The organism is Amycolatopsis plumensis (assembly GCF_042652605.1).
Lineage (GTDB): Bacteria > Actinomycetota > Actinomycetes > Mycobacteriales > Pseudonocardiaceae > Amycolatopsis > Amycolatopsis plumensis.
In genome coordinates this window covers 9297765-9312584 of sequence record NZ_JBHSJY010000001.1, presented here as the reverse complement: position 1 = coordinate 9312584, position 14820 = coordinate 9297765, and the positions used below count along the sequence as shown (strand labels likewise).

The following is a 14820-nucleotide window of genomic DNA, read 5'->3' as shown; positions in this document are numbered from 1 at the left end:
CGACCGACGACACGGCGAGGACGGAGCGGCCGGCGATGAGCACGAGCAGAGCGGTGGCCTGGGAAGGCTTCTTCAACACCAGGGACCTCGGCGGGCTGCCCACCAGGTCCGGCGGCACGACCGCCTTCGGCGCCTTCTTCCGGGCCGCGGACCTCCGGTTCGTCACCGAGGCGGGCTGGGCCCAGGCGCGCGAGTCCGGCGTCCGCACGATCATCGACCTCCGGAACGCGGACGAAATCCGGCCGGCGCACCGTCCGGTGACTGCGCAGGCGGGCTCGGCGCAGTTCGCCGCCGCCCCGGACGGTCCCACCACGCCGGCCGCCGTCGGCCGGGTCGAAGTTCCGCTCGACGACATCGACGACCTCGAGTTCTGGCAGCGCGTCAACCGGGAGGGACTCAACGGCAGCCCGCTCTACTACCCCGCCTTCCTCCGGCAGAAGGCGGGGAGGTGCGCCGCGGTCATCAAGGCGATCGCCCGCGCCGAGCCCGGCGGCGTCCTGTTCCACTGCGGCGGCGGCCGGGACCGGACCGGTCTGGTCGCGCTCTTGCTGCTGGCACTGGCCGACGTCGAACCCCGCGCCATCGCGGCGGACTACGCCCTGTCCGCCGAGGCGCTCAAGGCCTTGTACGCGGCGATGGGAACCGAAGACCAGCAACCGGTCATCCAGGCGATGCTCGCGACCCACGGGACCACGACCGAGGAGGCCGTCATGGCAACCCTCGACGGTTTCGATGCCGAGCGGTACTTGGTCGCCGCGGGGGTCACCGGGAGCGAACTCCAGAGCGTGCGGGGCCGGCTCTTGGGGCAGCCCCGGCACTGAGGCGCCGAACGGCCCTGCCCGCGCGCTCGGCGCGACCTCCGTCGAATCACGGTGGCGGGCTCCGCGTCGACGCCGACGGCCCGAAATGCGGCAGGATGTCCGGCATGACGTTGCCAGTCCTGCCCGAAGAGTCCTTCCGGCGCGTGCTCTGCGTCGTCGCGCATCCCGACGACATGGAGTACGGCACGTCCTCGGCCGTCGCTCGCTGGACCGCCCGCGGCATCGAGGTCGGCTACCTCCTGCTCACCCGTGGCGAGGCCGGCATGCCGAACCCGCCCGAGGAAACGGCCCGCCTGCGCGTGGCCGAGCAGCAGGCCGCCTGCGCCGCGGTCGGCGTCGAGCACCTGACCGTCCTGGAGCACCCGGACGGCGTCCTCGTCCACGGTCTCGATCTGCGCAGGGACATCTGCCGGGAGATCCGCCGCTTCAAACCCGACGTCGTCTTCGGCAGCAGCTTCGAAGTCGAGACGCCGTACGGCTTCGACCAGGCCGACCACCGCGCGGCCGGACTCGCGACGCTGGACGCGATCCGGGACGCGGGCAACCGGTGGGTCTTCCCGGAGCAGATCGACGACGAAGGCCTCGAACCACATTCCGCGCGCTGGTACCTCACCCCGGGCATGACGGACCCGACCCACGGCGTCGACATCACCGGCGAACCCCTGCGCCGCGGTGTCGCTTCACTGGAGGCGCACGCGGCCTACCTGGCCGCCCTCCCGGACCACCCGGCGCCCGCCGACTTCATCCCGCAGTTCGCCGCGATGGGCGGCAAAGCCCTGGGTGTCGAGCACGCCGTCCTCTTCCGCGCCCACGACCTGCAGGCACCGCCGGAACTCCCCACGGAAACCACCGAGGACTGAGTCGGGTCCGGCCGGCGGGAGGAGCTGGGGTGGAGTACGTGTCCCGGGTGCCGCGGCCGCCGCTGAACGGGCTGATCGACGACCTCTACTACTTGGAGGGCGCGCCGCCGTACGCCCGGCTGACGCTGCCGCCGGCGCCGACCGCGCTGCTCGTCGTCAACCTCGGGGCGCCGTTCCGCATCCGAGGCGGCACCGACGCCGAGCCGGCCGAGTACGCCGACGGCTGCGTGATCAGCATGCCGACCCGCGCGTTCGAGTTCGGCTATCCGCCGGGGACGCGGTCCGTCGGCGCGCACGTCAAGCCGTGGGGACTGGCGCCGTTCCTGCCGGTGCCCGCGGCCGAGCTGTGCGACCGGCCGGTGACGCTGGAGCAGATCTGGGGCCGGGCCGCGGTTGCCGGGCTGCGGGACCGGCTGGCCACGGCGGACGGACCGCACGAGATGCTGACGCTGTTCGAGGAAGAGCTGCGGCGACGGCTGCGTGAGACCGCCGGCCTGGGGTTGGTCAGCCGGACCGGCGGCGTCATCGCGGCGGCCGGCGGGGCGGTGGCGATCGGCGACCTGAGCGCGGCCGCCGGGGTCAGCGGCACTCAACTGGCGAAGCGGTTCAAGGAACTCGTCGGCGTCACCCCGAAGCGGCTCGCCCGCGCCCACCGCTTCACCGCCACCGTGTTCGCGATCGACCCCGCCGGACCGATCGACTGGAGCGGCCTCGCCGGCGGCGCGGGGTACTTCGACCAGGCCCACTTCGGCCACGAGTTCCGGGCGTTCACCGGGCTCACGCCGACCCGGTACGTCGAAGTCCGGCGGCGGTTCCTGCGCGAACACCCCGGCCACGTGCTGAACGGCTGGCCGCTGCCGTCCGATTGATTTCTTACAAGAGCCACCGCGCGCGAGCGGCTAATTTGGGCACCCCGCAAGCAGAGGAGAGTGCCGTGGGCAAGGTGGTCATGTACAGCTCGGTGTCGGTGGACGGCTTCGTCGCGGACGAGAACGACCAGCCCGGACCGCTGTTCGACTGGTTGTCCGGAGGTGACGTCCCACTGGACGACAGCGGCGTGGTGAAGGTGTCGCAGCAGTCCTACGACTACCTCCGGCCGTACTGGGACGAAATCGCGGTGACCATCGCCGGCCGCCACGTCTTCGACATCACGGACGGCTGGGACGGCAAGCCGCCGAGCGGCGTCGGCCACGTGGTCGTCGTGACGCACCGGCCGCCGCCCGAGGGCTGGGACCCCGCGGCACCGTTCCACTTCGCCGGCGGCATCGAGGCAGCCGTGGCGAAGGCCCAGGAGCTCGCGGGTGACCGCGTGGTCGAGGTGGCCGCCGGCGACGTCGGGGGCCAGGTGCTCGCCGCGGGATTGGTCGATGAAGTGCGCATGGACGTCGTACCCGTGGTGTTCGGGTCCGGCAAGCGGTACTTCGGGCGGGTCGACGCGCAGCATCTGCTGGAGGATCCCGACGTGGTGATCCGGGGCAACCGGGTGCTTCACCTGCGCTACCGGGTGCGCGGCGCCACCGGCGGCGAAGGCTGATCCCGCGCCTCCTCACCACCGGCGGAGTCGGTGCCCGGCGTCGCCCCAGAACGAGGTCAGGCGCACGCCGTCGTCGGTGCAGAAGAACGTGGCTCCCGCCACCGCCGCGCCGAGGCCCAGGACTTCGGCCAGCATCGGCAGCACGTACGGCAGCGCGGCCGGCTCGCCGAGTGCGTCCAAGGCGACCAGACGGCCGGTCGACGGCGTGGCGATCAACGCCCCCAGCAGGAACAGGCCGAACCAGGCCAGCTTCCCCCGGCGGCGCCGCGCGCGGCTGAACACCCGCACCCGCACCCGGCTCCCGCAGGAGCCGCAGGTCACCGTGGCTTCGACGAGTCCGGTGGCGGGCCGCGGAACCGGGATGTCGCTCAGCGAGTACCGGACGGTGGTGACCGGCGCCAGGTACTCGCGGTTTCGCTCGCTGTGGACGCAGGCCAGACGCACCCGCGGAAATTCGCCTGTCTCGATCACTGCTCCCTCACGACTTCCCGCACCGGGTGCTGCTCCCGGAGTATCGAGCGGGGCCTCGGGGACCGGTCCCGGACAACTGCGCCGGTGACGCGGGGTCAGCGGTCCGACACGGAATTTCGTACACTCCATGGGTGGGCATGGGGAGGGTCGTGGCCAACCGTTACCGGTTGGAGGAAGAGCTCGGCCGGGGTGGGATGGGCGTCGTCTGGCGGGCGGTCGATCTCGAGCTCGGCAGGCAGGTGACGCTCAAGCGCGCGCTGGGCGAGGACGCCGGGCAGATCCGGCGGGAGGCGCGGATCGGCGCCGGGCTGCTGCACTCGAACGTCGTCACCGTGTTCGACACGGTCGTCGACGGCGACGCCCGGTGGCTGGTCACCGAGTACCTGGCCGCCCGGACCCTCGAAGAGCTCGTCGACGACGACGGGCCGCTGCCCGAGGAGCGGGTCCGGCGGATCGGCGCGCAGCTCGCCGCGGCGCTGGCGGACATGCACGCGCGCGGTATCGTGCACCGCGACGTCAAGCCGGGCAACGTCCTGGTGACCGCGGACGACGTCGCCAAGCTCACCGACCTGGGCATCGCCCGCTGGACCGAGGTCACCCGCACCGGCGGCGCCCAGCTCACCGGCACGCTCGGGTACGTCGCGCCGGAGGTCGCCGACGGCGCCGAAGCCGGGCCCGCCTCGGACGTCTTTTCCCTGGGGGCCACCCTTTACGCCGCGATCGAAGGCCGCTCGCCGTGGGGCACGGGCGAGGACGGCCCGTTCGCGCAGGTGCGCCGGGCGGCCGCCGGGCGCACTGCGCCCGCCGAGCGCGCCGGGCGGTTCGCGCCGGTGCTCGAGGCGCTGATGGCCCGGCACCCGGCGGACCGGCCCACCGCCGCCGAAGCGGTCACGCTGCTCGCGGCGGAGCGCCCGCGCCCCGGCGCCCGCGACGCCACCTGCGCCGCCGGGTGCTCGCCGGGGGCGCGGTGGCGGCGGTGGCCGCGCTGGTGGCCGGGTTCGTCCTCGCAAAGCCCCTCTGGACCACCACCGCGAGCGATCCGGCCGGGCCGAGCGGCCACGGCGTCCCGGCCGGCGCGAACACCCTCGGCCCCGACCCGGCCGGGACGGACCCGTGCGCGGCGATCTCGCTGAACTCGCTCACCGGTTTCGGACAGCCGTTCGTGGACCCGGAGGTGGCGAACTTCGGCACCTGCATCGTCACGACCACGCTGCCCGCGAAGGGCGGGAAGGTGCAGACCCGGCTCGACCTGACCGGACCGCTGCGGTACCCGCCCCGGCCGCCGGTGCCGGGCAAAATGGGCGAAATCGAGTATCCCGAGATGCACGACGGCTCGTGCGAGCGGGCCATCTCGCTGGCCGACACCAACCGGATCGTCGTCACTTCACGCGCGCTGGAAGGCGCGCGTGAGGCGCCGGTGTGCTCCTACTCGGACTCGGTGCTCTCCGGCGTGCTGACCAGTCTCGCCAACGGGCCGCTGCCGCGGCGTACCCCGCTCCCGAAGCAGTCACTGGCGCACGTCGACGCCTGCGGCCTGCTCGACGAGGCCACGACGACCCGCGTGCTGGGCCGGGTCACGCCGCCGGACCACGCGTTCGGCGGCTGGGGCTGCACGTGGGAGCACGATCCGCGCACGATCACCATCGAGTACAGCCGGGAATGGCCGATCGAGGAGGACGACGAGGTGCCGGGGGCCCGGATCCGGATCGGCAACCGCACCGCCGTCGTGGCCCCGGTGCCCGGCGGGAACCCGGAGTGCTCCGTCAAGGTCGTGCACCGCTCGTACACCCCGCCCGCGCCGATGACGCGCGGTACTCCCCAGGACCGGGAGGAGGTTGCCGCGGTCGCCATCGAGGACACCACGGCGGCCAATGGGGACGCGTTGTGCGCAACCGCGCGCTCATTGGCGGAGGTCCTCGTCCGGCGGCTGCCGTGAGCCGGGGACCGGTCCCCGGCTGCCCCGGCTAGAAAGGGAGCCGGGGCCGGGTACGCGGGCCGGAGCAGACAGGACGAGAAGTGGCGATACGGGTACTGGCCGGTGGGGCGCTCCTGGTGGTGGCCATGGCCGGTCCGGCAGCCGAGGGGGCTGCCGGACCGGTCCCGCGCACCTGGCACGTCGGCCCGCACGGGTACTACGCCACGGTGCAGGCCGCCGCCGACCTGGCCCGGCCGGGTGACACGGTCGCGATCGAGGCCGGTACCTACCCGGGCGGGCTGACCGTCCACCGCGACGGCGCCCCGGGGCGCCCCATCCGGTTCACCGGCCTCGGCGGCACCGCCGTGCTGACCGGCGCCGGCGGCCTGGCGGTGGGCGGGCACAGCTGGCTCGAGTTCACCGACGTGACTGTGTCCGGCTCGGCCGGCTTCGGCGTGTACGCCGTGGGCGCGCACGACCTCGTGTTCGACCGGTTCGGCGTCGACGGTTCCCGCGACGGCGGCCTCGTGCTGATCGGCACCCGGCGGGTGCGCGTCACGCAGTGCGACATCCACGGCACCAACGCCCGCGGCACCGCGGCCGACCACGAGGCGCTGAGCATCGCCTCGGGCTCGTCGGACGTCGACGTGTCCGGCTGCCGCGTGCACGACAACGGCGAGGAAGGCATCGACGTCAAGTACGACGACGCCGCGCGGGTGAAGACCCACCACAACGTCGTGACCGGCAACCGGGGCCCGGACATCTACGTCGACTCTTCGTCCACTGTGGACGTCTACGCCAACGTGGTCGGCGGGACCCGCGAGGCCACCAAGGCCGGGATCGGGCTCGCCGTCGAGGACTACTCGGGAAGCCGGCTGCTGTCGGACGTGCGGGTCGTCGGCAACCTGTCGGCCGGCAACGCGCAGGCCGGGCTGAGCCTCTGGGTCGAGTCGACCGGGACCATGCGGAACCTGGAGATCGTCAACAACACCTTCGCCGGCAACGCCCGTGGTTCCCTGCGGATCGACGCCGACCGGTTCACCGGGGTGAACCTCCTGCGCAACAACGTCTTCGGTGACGGACCGGTCGACACCGGGCCATTCGCCGCCGACCACAACTTCGCCGGGGATCCGGGGTTCGCCGATCCGGCCCGCGGCGACTACCACCTCGCCGCGGGCTCAGCCGCGATTGATGCCGGCAGTCCCGTGCACGCGCCCGCGTTCGATCTCGACGGCGTCCCCCGGCCCGCCGGCGCGGGCTTCGACATCGGCGCCTACGAACGGAGGTGGCCGTGACCACCGAACGCCTCGACCCGCACCGCCGCCGCAGCCTGCGCCACGGCGTCCCCGCCACCGTGCCGGGCACGTTGAGCGCGCTGACCGTCACCGGCGGCGTCGCGGTGCCGCCGTCGCCCGGCCGCCGGGTGACCTTCGGGCGCAACCGGCTGGAGGTCGACGTCTGCGTCGGCGAAGAGGACGTGCGGATCAGCCGGGTCCACGGGCAGCTCGTGCGCGAGCGGGACCGCTGGTGGCTCAGCAACACCGGCCGCTCGCCGATCCGGCTGTCCGACAACGTCCTGCTGCACCGCGACAGCGAACCGCTGCCGCTGGCCGACGGCTACACCGCGCTGTTCCTGCGCGGCACCCGCGAGCACGTGCTGGAGCTGCTCGTCTCCGACGGCGAGACGGGGGTCGCCACGCGCCGCCCCACGCACCCGACGGCGCCGCCGAAACGCTGGCGGCTGTCCCCGGAGGAGCACCTCGCGCTGACCGTGCTCGGGCAGCGTTACCTCGGTTACGACCCCCACCCGCTGCCGCTGTCCCGCCAGCAGGCGGCCGCCGAGCTCGCCGAACGACGGCCTCGCGAGAATTGGACCGCCAAGCGCGTCGAGCACCTCGTTTCCCGCGTCCGGCAACGGCTTTCCGACGCCGGGGTGCACGGGCTGCGCCGGGACGAGGTGGGGGAGCCGGTGGGGTTGACGCTGACCGTGAACCTGCTGCGCGAGCTGGTGCTGTCGACGACGCTGGTGCCGATGGACCTGGAGTGGCTCGAGCTTTCCGAGCCGCCGCTGTTCCCCGGCTGAGGGCGGGCCGTAACTTTCAGTTTTCCGCGAAAGGCGTGCGACGGCTGTGAACTGGCCCTTCGACGGAATCGGCCCGGCCCGGCGCGTGAGCGAGTTGTGGCGTTCGAACCGGTGGCATTAGCGTCGATCTCCCCGGCTGGGTCGTGCGAGGAGGTAAGGCGATGCGACGCGTTCTCTTCCGAGCCGCTGCCACCGTCGCGGCGGTGCTGAGCCTGGCTGCCTCGCCGTCGCCCGCGGTGGCCAACGCCTACCAGCGGGGGCCCGATCCCACCCTCGCGAGCGTGGCGGCGCCGTACGGGCCGTTCGCGACGGCGCAGGCGAAAGTGCCGCCCGGCAACGGGTTCAACGGCGGGTACGTCTACTACCCGGCCGACACCGGCTTGGGCACGTGGGGCGCGGTCGCGATCGTGCCCGGCTATTCCGCTCTGTTCGCCGACGAAGAGGCGTGGATGGGGCCGCGGCTGGCGTCCTTCGGGTTCGTCGTCATCGGCGTCGAAACCCTCAGCCGGACCGACAGCGCCGACGCCCGCGCCACGCAGCTGCTCGCGGCACTCGACTACCTGACGCAGAAGAGCCCGGTGCGCACCCGCGTGGACGCGAGCCGGCTGGGCGTCATCGGGCATTCCGCGGGCGGGGCCGGCGCCCTGCTCGCGGCGCTGCGGCGCCCGTCGCTGAAGTCGGCGGTCGGGCTGGCGCCCGGCTCCCCGGTGGGCACCCTCGACCTGGCCGGCGACCAGGTGCCGACGATGTTCATCGCCGGGCAGCGCGACCCGGTCGTCACCCCGGCGTACCTCGAGAAGCTGTGGGCCACACTGCCGGCGGCCCTGAAGAAGGCCTACGTCCAGATCACCGGCGTGGACCACCTGTTCGCGACCCGGCCGAACACAGTCGAAATGCGCACGCTCGTCCCGTGGCTCAAGCTGGCCCTCGACCGGGACACGCGCTACGAGAGGTTCCTGTGCCCGATGGCGGCGGACCGGACCGGGATCTCGATGTACCGCAGCAACTGTCCACTGTAGACCGAAGGGGTCCGGCCGGGGCTCAATCCAAGCAGAACTCGTTGCCTTCGGGGTCGGTCATCACGATGAACCCGGCGCTGAGCGGCGGCTCGGGCTCGAAGCGGCGTACCCGGGCCGCGCCGAGGGCGACCAGCCGTTCGCACTCCGCTTCGAGGGCCGCCATCCGCTCCTCGCCCTGCAGGCCCGGGGCGGCCCGGACGTCGAGGTGGACCCGGTTCTTCGCGGTCTTGCCCTCCGGCACCCGCTGGAAGAACAGACGCGGCCCCCGGCCCTCGGGGTCCTCGACGGCGGAGCTGCTGGTGCGCTGGTCTTCCGGCACGCCGGCCCGCTCGAGGAACTCGTCCCACGCGGCGAACGGGTCGGCGCCTTCGGGCAGGTCGACCCCGGGCGGGGCCGGGTGGACGTAGTCCAGCACCTCGCGCCAGAACGCCGAAAGCGCTCGCGGGTCGTGGGCGTCGAACGTGACCTGGACGTGTCGGCTCATCAGGGGTTCTCCGTTGGTCGTCGGGCTGACGTCGTCCACCTTGCCAGTGAAAGCGGACAGCTGCGGTCCTCGATTCCGCGGCCGTCAGCGGACGAGGCGGAAGAACCCGCGCACCTGCTCGACGAGCGACTCGGGCTGCTCCAGGGCGGCGAAGTGGCCTCCCCGGGGCAGTTCCTCGAACCAGCGCAGGTCGGTGAACCGCAGCTCGGCCTCGCGCCGCGACGGGCGGGTGATGTCGCGCGGGTACACCGATAGCCCGGCCGGTGCGGTGACCCTGTCCCGGAAGTGGGCGAAGCTCTCCCAGTACAGGCGCGCCGACGACGTCGCGGACGCGGTGAACCAGTAGACCGAGATCTCATCGAGGATCTGCTGCCGCGTGACCGCGTCCTCGTGGTTGCCGTCGTGGTCGGTCCAGGCCCGGAACTTCTCGGCGATCCAGGCGGCCTGGCCCGCCGGGGAGTCGGTGAGGCCGTAGCCGAGCGTCTGCGGCCGGGTCGCCTGGAGCGCCGAGTACCCCCGCCCGGTGCGCTGGAACTCCTTCTCGGCCTCGAGGTTCGCCAGCTCGGACGGGGTCGGGTCGTCGAACGTGCCCGCCGCCACCGACCCCAGGTTCAGGTGCACGCCGGCGACCCGCTCGGGCGCCACCTCGCCCAGCGCGCCGGACACCGCCGAGCCCCAGTCACCACCCTGGGCGCCGTAGCGCCGGTAGCCCAGGGAAACCATCAGCGTGTCCCAGGCGCGCGCGATGCGGGTGACGCCCCACCCGGTCGTCGCCGGCTTGTCACTCCAGCCGTAGCCGGGCAACGACGGGGCGACCACGTGGAACGCGTCCGCCGGGTCCCCGCCGTGCGCGCGCGGGTCGGTCAGCGGACCGATCACCTCGAGGAATTCGAGCACCGAACCCGGCCACCCGTGCGTGAGCACCAGCGGGAACGCGTCCGGCTCCGGCGAGCGGGCGTGCACGAAGTGGATGCCGAGCCCGTCGACGGTGTCGCGGTACTGCGGGAAGGCGTTCAGCCGCCCGGCGAACCCGAAGTCGTAGTCCTCGGCCCAGCTGCGGCAGAGTTCCTGCGTGTAGGCCAGCGGGATGCCCTGTGACCAGTCGTCCACCGGTTCGGGCTCGGGCCACCGCGTCCGGCGCAACCGGGCACGCAGGTCCGCGATCTCGGCTTCGGTGACGCTGACCTCGAACGGCTCGGCCGTCACAGCGGATCTCCCTTCCTCGGCGCGGCTGTCGTTGCGCTGAACCGGCTTACCGGAGCAGTGCCGCGACCGCGTCCGCGAACTCCTCCGGCGCTTCCTGGGGAGCGTTGTGCCCGATGTCCCGCAGGAGCCGGTGTTCGTACGGTCCGGTGAAGTACTCACGGTCGCCGGCCGCGCTCGGGCCGGGCAGGCCGTCGGCGCCCGTTTCCAGCACCACGGTCGGAACCGTGATCGACGGCTGCTTCGCGATGAGCTCTTCCGTCCGCTGGTACCGGGGATCGCCTTCGGCGAGGCCGTAGCGGTGCCGGTAGGAATGGATGACCACGTCGACGAAGTCCGGGTTGTGCAGGCTCGGCGCGCTCGCCGGGAAGGCGGCACCGGCCCCTTCCCACTTCGGCGACCAGGAGCGCCACAGCAGTGAGCAGAGCTCTTCGCGGTTCTGCTCGAGCCCGCGGCGGCCGCGCTCGGAATGGAAGTAGAACTGGTACCAGAAGTACTGCTCCCAGTCCGGCCTCGTGGGTTCGTCCGCGGCGGCGATGTCCTGGACGTTGTAGCCGTCCACGGTGACCAGGCCACGCACCCGCTCCGGCTGCAGGGCCGCCGTGACGCAGGCGGCCCGGCCTCCCCAGTCGTAGCCGGCGAGGACCGCGGAGTCGATCTGGAGTGCGTCCATGAACTCGACGAGGTCGTGCGCCAGCGCGGCCTGCTGTCCCGAGCGCATCGCCGATTCCTCGCGGAACGACGTCGCGCCGAAGCCCCGGAGGTAGGGGGCGAGCACGAGGGCGCCCCGGGCGGCCAGCCGGGGCGCGACCTCGTCGAACGCCCGCACGTCGTAGGGGAAGCCGTGGAGCAGGATGACCGGCGGACCGTCCGGCGGACCCGACCGCTCGTACGCGATGTCCAAAGTGGAGGTGACGGCCCGCCCGGCCGAACTGAAGATCATGCGCCGATTGTCGCACCCTCGTCCACCATGATCGCGGCTCAGTCCTGGTGGCCGGTCATGTACCGGGCGTACCAGACGGGCCACTGCTCGTCGTACTGCCCGGTTTCCTTCTCGTGCTCGCCGTGCGCGGCCGCGGCTTCGCGCAGTGCCTCCTCCAGCTGCTGCGCCGAGTCGTACGTCACGCCGGTGACGCGGCCGGGGAAGCGGGTGGTGATCTCCTGCAGCAGCCAGGTGTTGCCGTCCGGGTCGCTGAACGACGCGAACGACGAGTAGGTGCCGTGGTCGGGGTGCACGCCCGGGGCGAAGGCGCCGGTCTCGTCGCGGTGGAAGACCTCGCTGACGTCGACGCCGTGGCCGGCCAGCTCGGCGCGCGCCGCTTCGATGTCGTCGACGACGAGGTAGGTGCCGCGGACCGAGCCGGGGGTGGCGTCGGTGAGGCCGGTGCCGAAGTGCACCGACGCCGTCGATCCCGGCGGGGTCAGCTGCACGATGCGCGAGGTGCCGAACCGGACGTCGGCGTCTTCACGCCAGCCGAGGGTCTTGTAGAAGTGTTTGGTCCGGTCGACGTCGGTGACGGGCAGGACCACGACTTCCAGCTTCATGTCCATGATCGGACTCCTTCTCGGGACGGCGGCGGGGTTCGCCGCTCGCCAACCACAGTCGTCCCCCGAACGCTCCTTCGCCCCCGTGAGACACCCTGGTCCTTCCCCGGGCCCGGGGCCCGGGGATCGCGCTAGGGTTCCGGGTGATGTCCCGGGAGCTGGAGCTGATCGGACGCGGCGACGAGCTCGCCGCCCTCGACGGCGTGCTCGCCGCAGCGCGGACGGGGCAGAGCCGGGTGCTGGTGCTGCGCGGTGAGGCCGGCAGCGGCAAGACCGCGCTCCTGGAGCACGTCGCGGCCCGGGCAACCGGGTGCCGGATCGCGCGGACAGCCGGCGTCGAGGCGGAGCGGGAGCTGCCCTACGCCGGCCTGCAGCAGCTGTGCGCGCCCTTCCTCGACCGGCTCGAACACCTGCCCGCTCCGCAGCGGGCCGCGCTCGGCACCGCGTTCGGCGTGGCCGCGGGGGAGCCGCCGGACCGGTTCCTGGTCGGGCTGGCCGTGCTGACGCTGCTCGCCGGAGTCGCCGAGGACCGGCCCCTGGTGTGCCTGGTCGACGACGCGCAGTGGCTCGACCGGGTGTCCGCGCAGACCCTCGCGTTCGTCGCCCGGCGGCTGCTGGCCGAGCCGATCGCCCTGGTCGTCGCCGTGCGCGAACCGGCGGCGGAACCCGACCTGGCCGGGCTGCCGGAGCTGGCGGTCCGCGGCCTCGGCGCAGCGGCGGCCGTCGCCCTCCTGGATTCGGTGCTCAAGGGCCCGCTGGACGTCCGCGTGCGCGACCGGATCGTCGCCGAAACGCACGGCAACCCCCTGGCCCTGGTCGAGCTGCCCCGGTTCTGGACCGCCGCCGAGCAGGCCGACGGGTTCCGTCGCCCGGACGGGGACGCGCTGGCCGGCCGCCTCGAGCGCTGCTTCCTGCAGCAGCTCGCACCCCTGCCGGCCGACACCCGGAAGCTGCTGCTGGTCGCGGCCGCGGAGCCGCTGGGGGACGCGACCCTGCTCTGGCGGGCGGCCGGCGAGCTCGGCCTGGGCGCCGACCCCGCCGCGGCCGCCGAGGCGACCGGGCTGATCGAGTTCGGGCCGCGGATCCGCTTCCGGCACCCGCTGGTGCGCTCGGCCGTCTACCGTTCCGCCGACGCCCGGGAGCGGCGGGAAGCGCACCGGGCCCTGGCCGAGGTGACCGACGCCGCCGTCGACCCGGACCGGCGCGCCTGGCACCGCGCGCAGGCGACCCTCGCCCCCGACGAAGACGTCGCGGCCGAGCTGGAGCGCTCCGCCGGCCGGGCCCAGGCGCGCGGCGGTCTCGTCGCCGCCGCGGCGCTGCTGCGGCAGGCGGCCATGCTCACGCCCGATCCGGCGGTGCGCGCCCGGCGCGAGCTTGCCGCGGCCCGGGCCGAACGCGGTGCCGGCGCGCTGGAAGTGGCGCTGAGCCTGCTGGGCGCGGCCGAAGCGGGGCCGCCGGATCCGGCGCGGGACGCCGAGGCCGAACGGCTGCGCGGGCAGATCGCGTTCGACCAGCGGCGCGGCGGTGACGCGGCGGAGCTGCTCCTGCGTGCGGCCGGACGTCTCGACGGTGACCGGGCCCGCGAGACGTACCTGGAGGCGCTCGGCGCCGCTGTGTGGGCCGGATCCGGCGTCGTCGAAGCCGCGACGCGGGCGCTCGCGGCGCCCGCCGCCCAGGGACCACCGACCGCCGTCGACCTCGTGCTGGACGCGCTCGCCACCCGGCTCACCGACGGCTACGCGGCAGCGGCCCCGCTGATGACGAAGGCGGTGGACGCCGTCCGGGCGCTGGGCACCGGCGGCGAGAACGTCGGGCGGGTGCTGTGGCTGCTGGGCAACCGGGCCGGCGGCACCCTCGCGACCGAGGTGCTGGACTACGCCGCCGGCCGCGCGCTCGCCGAACGGCAGGCCGGGCTGGCCCGCGAGACCGGCGCGCTCGTCCAGCTGCAGTTCGCCCTCAACTTCCTGGCCAACCAGGAGCTGGTGGCCGGCGACCTGACGGCGGCCCAGGCACTCGTCGACGAGGACCGGCTGCTCGCCGAGATCACCGGCGGCCGGCCGGTCGGGTACAGCGCGATCCTGCTCGCCGCCCTGCGCGGCCGGGACGCCGCGGCCGCGGAAATCACGGCCGCGGCGGCGGAGGCGGCCGAACGGGGCCAGGGCCGGGTCGTGCGGTTCGCCGACTACGCCACCGCCGTGCTCGCCAACGGTCTCGGCCGCCACGACCTCGCCCGCGAGGCGGCGCGCCGGGTGTTCGAGCACGACACCATCGGTCACCAGGCCCTGGCGACCGCGGAACTGGCGGAAGCCGCGTCGCGCACCGGCGACGGCGACCTCGTCACGGCCGCGCTGGACCGGATGTCCGAACGGGCGCGGGCCACCCCGACGGCGTGGACGCGGGCGCTCGAGGCCCGCCTGCGGGCGCTGGCGGGCGAGACCCCGGACGAGTGCTACGCGGCATCGATCGCGTTGCTCACCGGCACGCCGTTGCGGGTGGAGCTGGCCCGCAGCCACCTGCTGTTCGGCGAATGGCTCCGGCGCGAAGGACGCCGTGCCGACGCCCGGGAGCACCTGCGCACCGCGCACACCATGACTTCCGCGATGGGCCTCGAAGCCTTCGCGGACCGTGCCCGCCGCGAACTGCTGGCCACCGGCGAGACGGCCCGCAAACGCACCGCCGGGACCACGGAAGAGCTGACCGCGCAGGAGTTCCAGATCGCGCGCCTGGTCCGCGAAGGGCTGTCCAACCCGGAGATCGGCACGCGGCTCTTCCTGAGCCCGCGCACCGTGGAATGGCACCTGCGCAAGGTGTTCGGCAAGCTCGGGATCAGCTCACGACGTCAATTGCGCGATACGGCCTTCGACGCGGTGGGAACACGCTGAGGG

General features: G+C 73.5%; 14 protein-coding genes. 9 read left to right on the top strand and 5 right to left on the bottom strand.

Annotated elements, in window-relative coordinates:
• The first annotated feature begins 35 nt into the window (after window positions 1-35).
• From ACFPLC_RS44845 to ACFPLC_RS44830, 4 genes are all read left to right on the top strand, one after another.
• Window positions 36-821 carry a tyrosine-protein phosphatase gene (locus tag ACFPLC_RS44845; protein WP_378207192.1) on the top strand — a complete coding sequence of 262 codons (786 nt, stop codon included), beginning with the start codon at window positions 36-38 and terminating at the stop codon, window positions 819-821.
• A 95-nt stretch (window positions 822-916) separates the two neighbouring features.
• The gene (locus ACFPLC_RS44840; protein WP_378207195.1) at window positions 917-1681 is read left to right on the top strand and encodes a PIG-L deacetylase family protein; all 765 of its coding nucleotides are present in this window, start codon (window positions 917-919) and stop codon (window positions 1679-1681) included.
• 47 nt (window positions 1682-1728) lie between these two features.
• Complete coding sequence (locus ACFPLC_RS44835; protein WP_378207207.1) at window positions 1729-2550, top strand: helix-turn-helix domain-containing protein; 822 nt, start codon at window positions 1729-1731, stop codon at window positions 2548-2550.
• 65 nt (window positions 2551-2615) lie between these two features.
• On the top strand, window positions 2616-3215 hold the full coding sequence (locus tag ACFPLC_RS44830; RefSeq protein ID WP_378207198.1) for a dihydrofolate reductase family protein: 600 nt from the start codon (window positions 2616-2618) through the stop codon (window positions 3213-3215).
• A gap of 12 nt (window positions 3216-3227) precedes the next feature.
• Here the strand turns inward: ACFPLC_RS44830 and ACFPLC_RS44825 are convergent, their stop codons facing one another.
• Window positions 3228-3686, bottom strand: a complete 459-nt coding sequence (locus tag ACFPLC_RS44825) for a hypothetical protein (RefSeq protein ID WP_378207201.1) — start codon at window positions 3684-3686, stop codon at window positions 3228-3230.
• A 149-nt stretch (window positions 3687-3835) separates the two neighbouring features.
• Between ACFPLC_RS44825 and ACFPLC_RS44820 the strand changes: the two genes are divergently transcribed.
• The 4 genes from ACFPLC_RS44820 to ACFPLC_RS44805 all read left to right on the top strand — a co-directional run bounded on the left by ACFPLC_RS44820 (window position 3836) and on the right by ACFPLC_RS44805 (window position 8703).
• Window positions 3836-4819 carry a serine/threonine-protein kinase gene (locus ACFPLC_RS44820; protein WP_378236201.1) on the top strand — a complete coding sequence of 328 codons (984 nt, stop codon included), beginning with the start codon at window positions 3836-3838 and terminating at the stop codon, window positions 4817-4819.
• A gap of 883 nt (window positions 4820-5702) precedes the next feature.
• Window positions 5703-6896, top strand: coding sequence for a right-handed parallel beta-helix repeat-containing protein (locus ACFPLC_RS44815; protein ID WP_378236200.1), 1194 nt, complete (start codon window positions 5703-5705; stop codon window positions 6894-6896).
• A complete protein-coding gene (locus tag ACFPLC_RS44810) occupies window positions 6893-7684 on the top strand; it encodes an FHA domain-containing protein (RefSeq protein WP_378190277.1) in 792 nt (263 codons plus the stop codon). Before ACFPLC_RS44815 ends, ACFPLC_RS44810 begins: the two co-directional genes overlap by 4 nt.
• Before the next feature lie 161 nt (window positions 7685-7845).
• Window positions 7846-8703 (top strand): dienelactone hydrolase family protein, encoded by an 858-nt coding sequence (locus ACFPLC_RS44805; protein WP_378190275.1) that lies wholly within the window; start codon window positions 7846-7848, stop codon window positions 8701-8703.
• Between the two features lie 22 nt (window positions 8704-8725).
• Here the strand turns inward: ACFPLC_RS44805 and ACFPLC_RS44800 are convergent, their stop codons facing one another.
• The 4 genes from ACFPLC_RS44800 to ACFPLC_RS44785 all read right to left on the bottom strand — a co-directional run bounded on the left by ACFPLC_RS44800 (window position 8726) and on the right by ACFPLC_RS44785 (window position 11941).
• Window positions 8726-9187, bottom strand: coding sequence for a VOC family protein (locus ACFPLC_RS44800; RefSeq protein ID WP_378190272.1), 462 nt, complete (start codon window positions 9185-9187; stop codon window positions 8726-8728).
• Between the two features lie 84 nt (window positions 9188-9271).
• Window positions 9272-10393, bottom strand: a complete 1122-nt coding sequence (locus ACFPLC_RS44795) for an epoxide hydrolase family protein (RefSeq protein ID WP_378190270.1) — start codon at window positions 10391-10393, stop codon at window positions 9272-9274.
• A gap of 46 nt (window positions 10394-10439) precedes the next feature.
• Complete coding sequence (locus tag ACFPLC_RS44790; protein ID WP_378190269.1) at window positions 10440-11333, bottom strand: alpha/beta fold hydrolase; 894 nt, start codon at window positions 11331-11333, stop codon at window positions 10440-10442.
• A gap of 38 nt (window positions 11334-11371) precedes the next feature.
• Complete coding sequence (locus tag ACFPLC_RS44785; protein ID WP_378190267.1) at window positions 11372-11941, bottom strand: VOC family protein; 570 nt, start codon at window positions 11939-11941, stop codon at window positions 11372-11374.
• A gap of 140 nt (window positions 11942-12081) precedes the next feature.
• Between ACFPLC_RS44785 and ACFPLC_RS44780 the strand changes: the two genes are divergently transcribed.
• Window positions 12082-14817 carry a helix-turn-helix transcriptional regulator gene (locus ACFPLC_RS44780; protein WP_378190265.1) on the top strand — a complete coding sequence of 912 codons (2736 nt, stop codon included), beginning with the start codon at window positions 12082-12084 and terminating at the stop codon, window positions 14815-14817.
• Window positions 14818-14820: the final 3 nt, after the last annotated feature.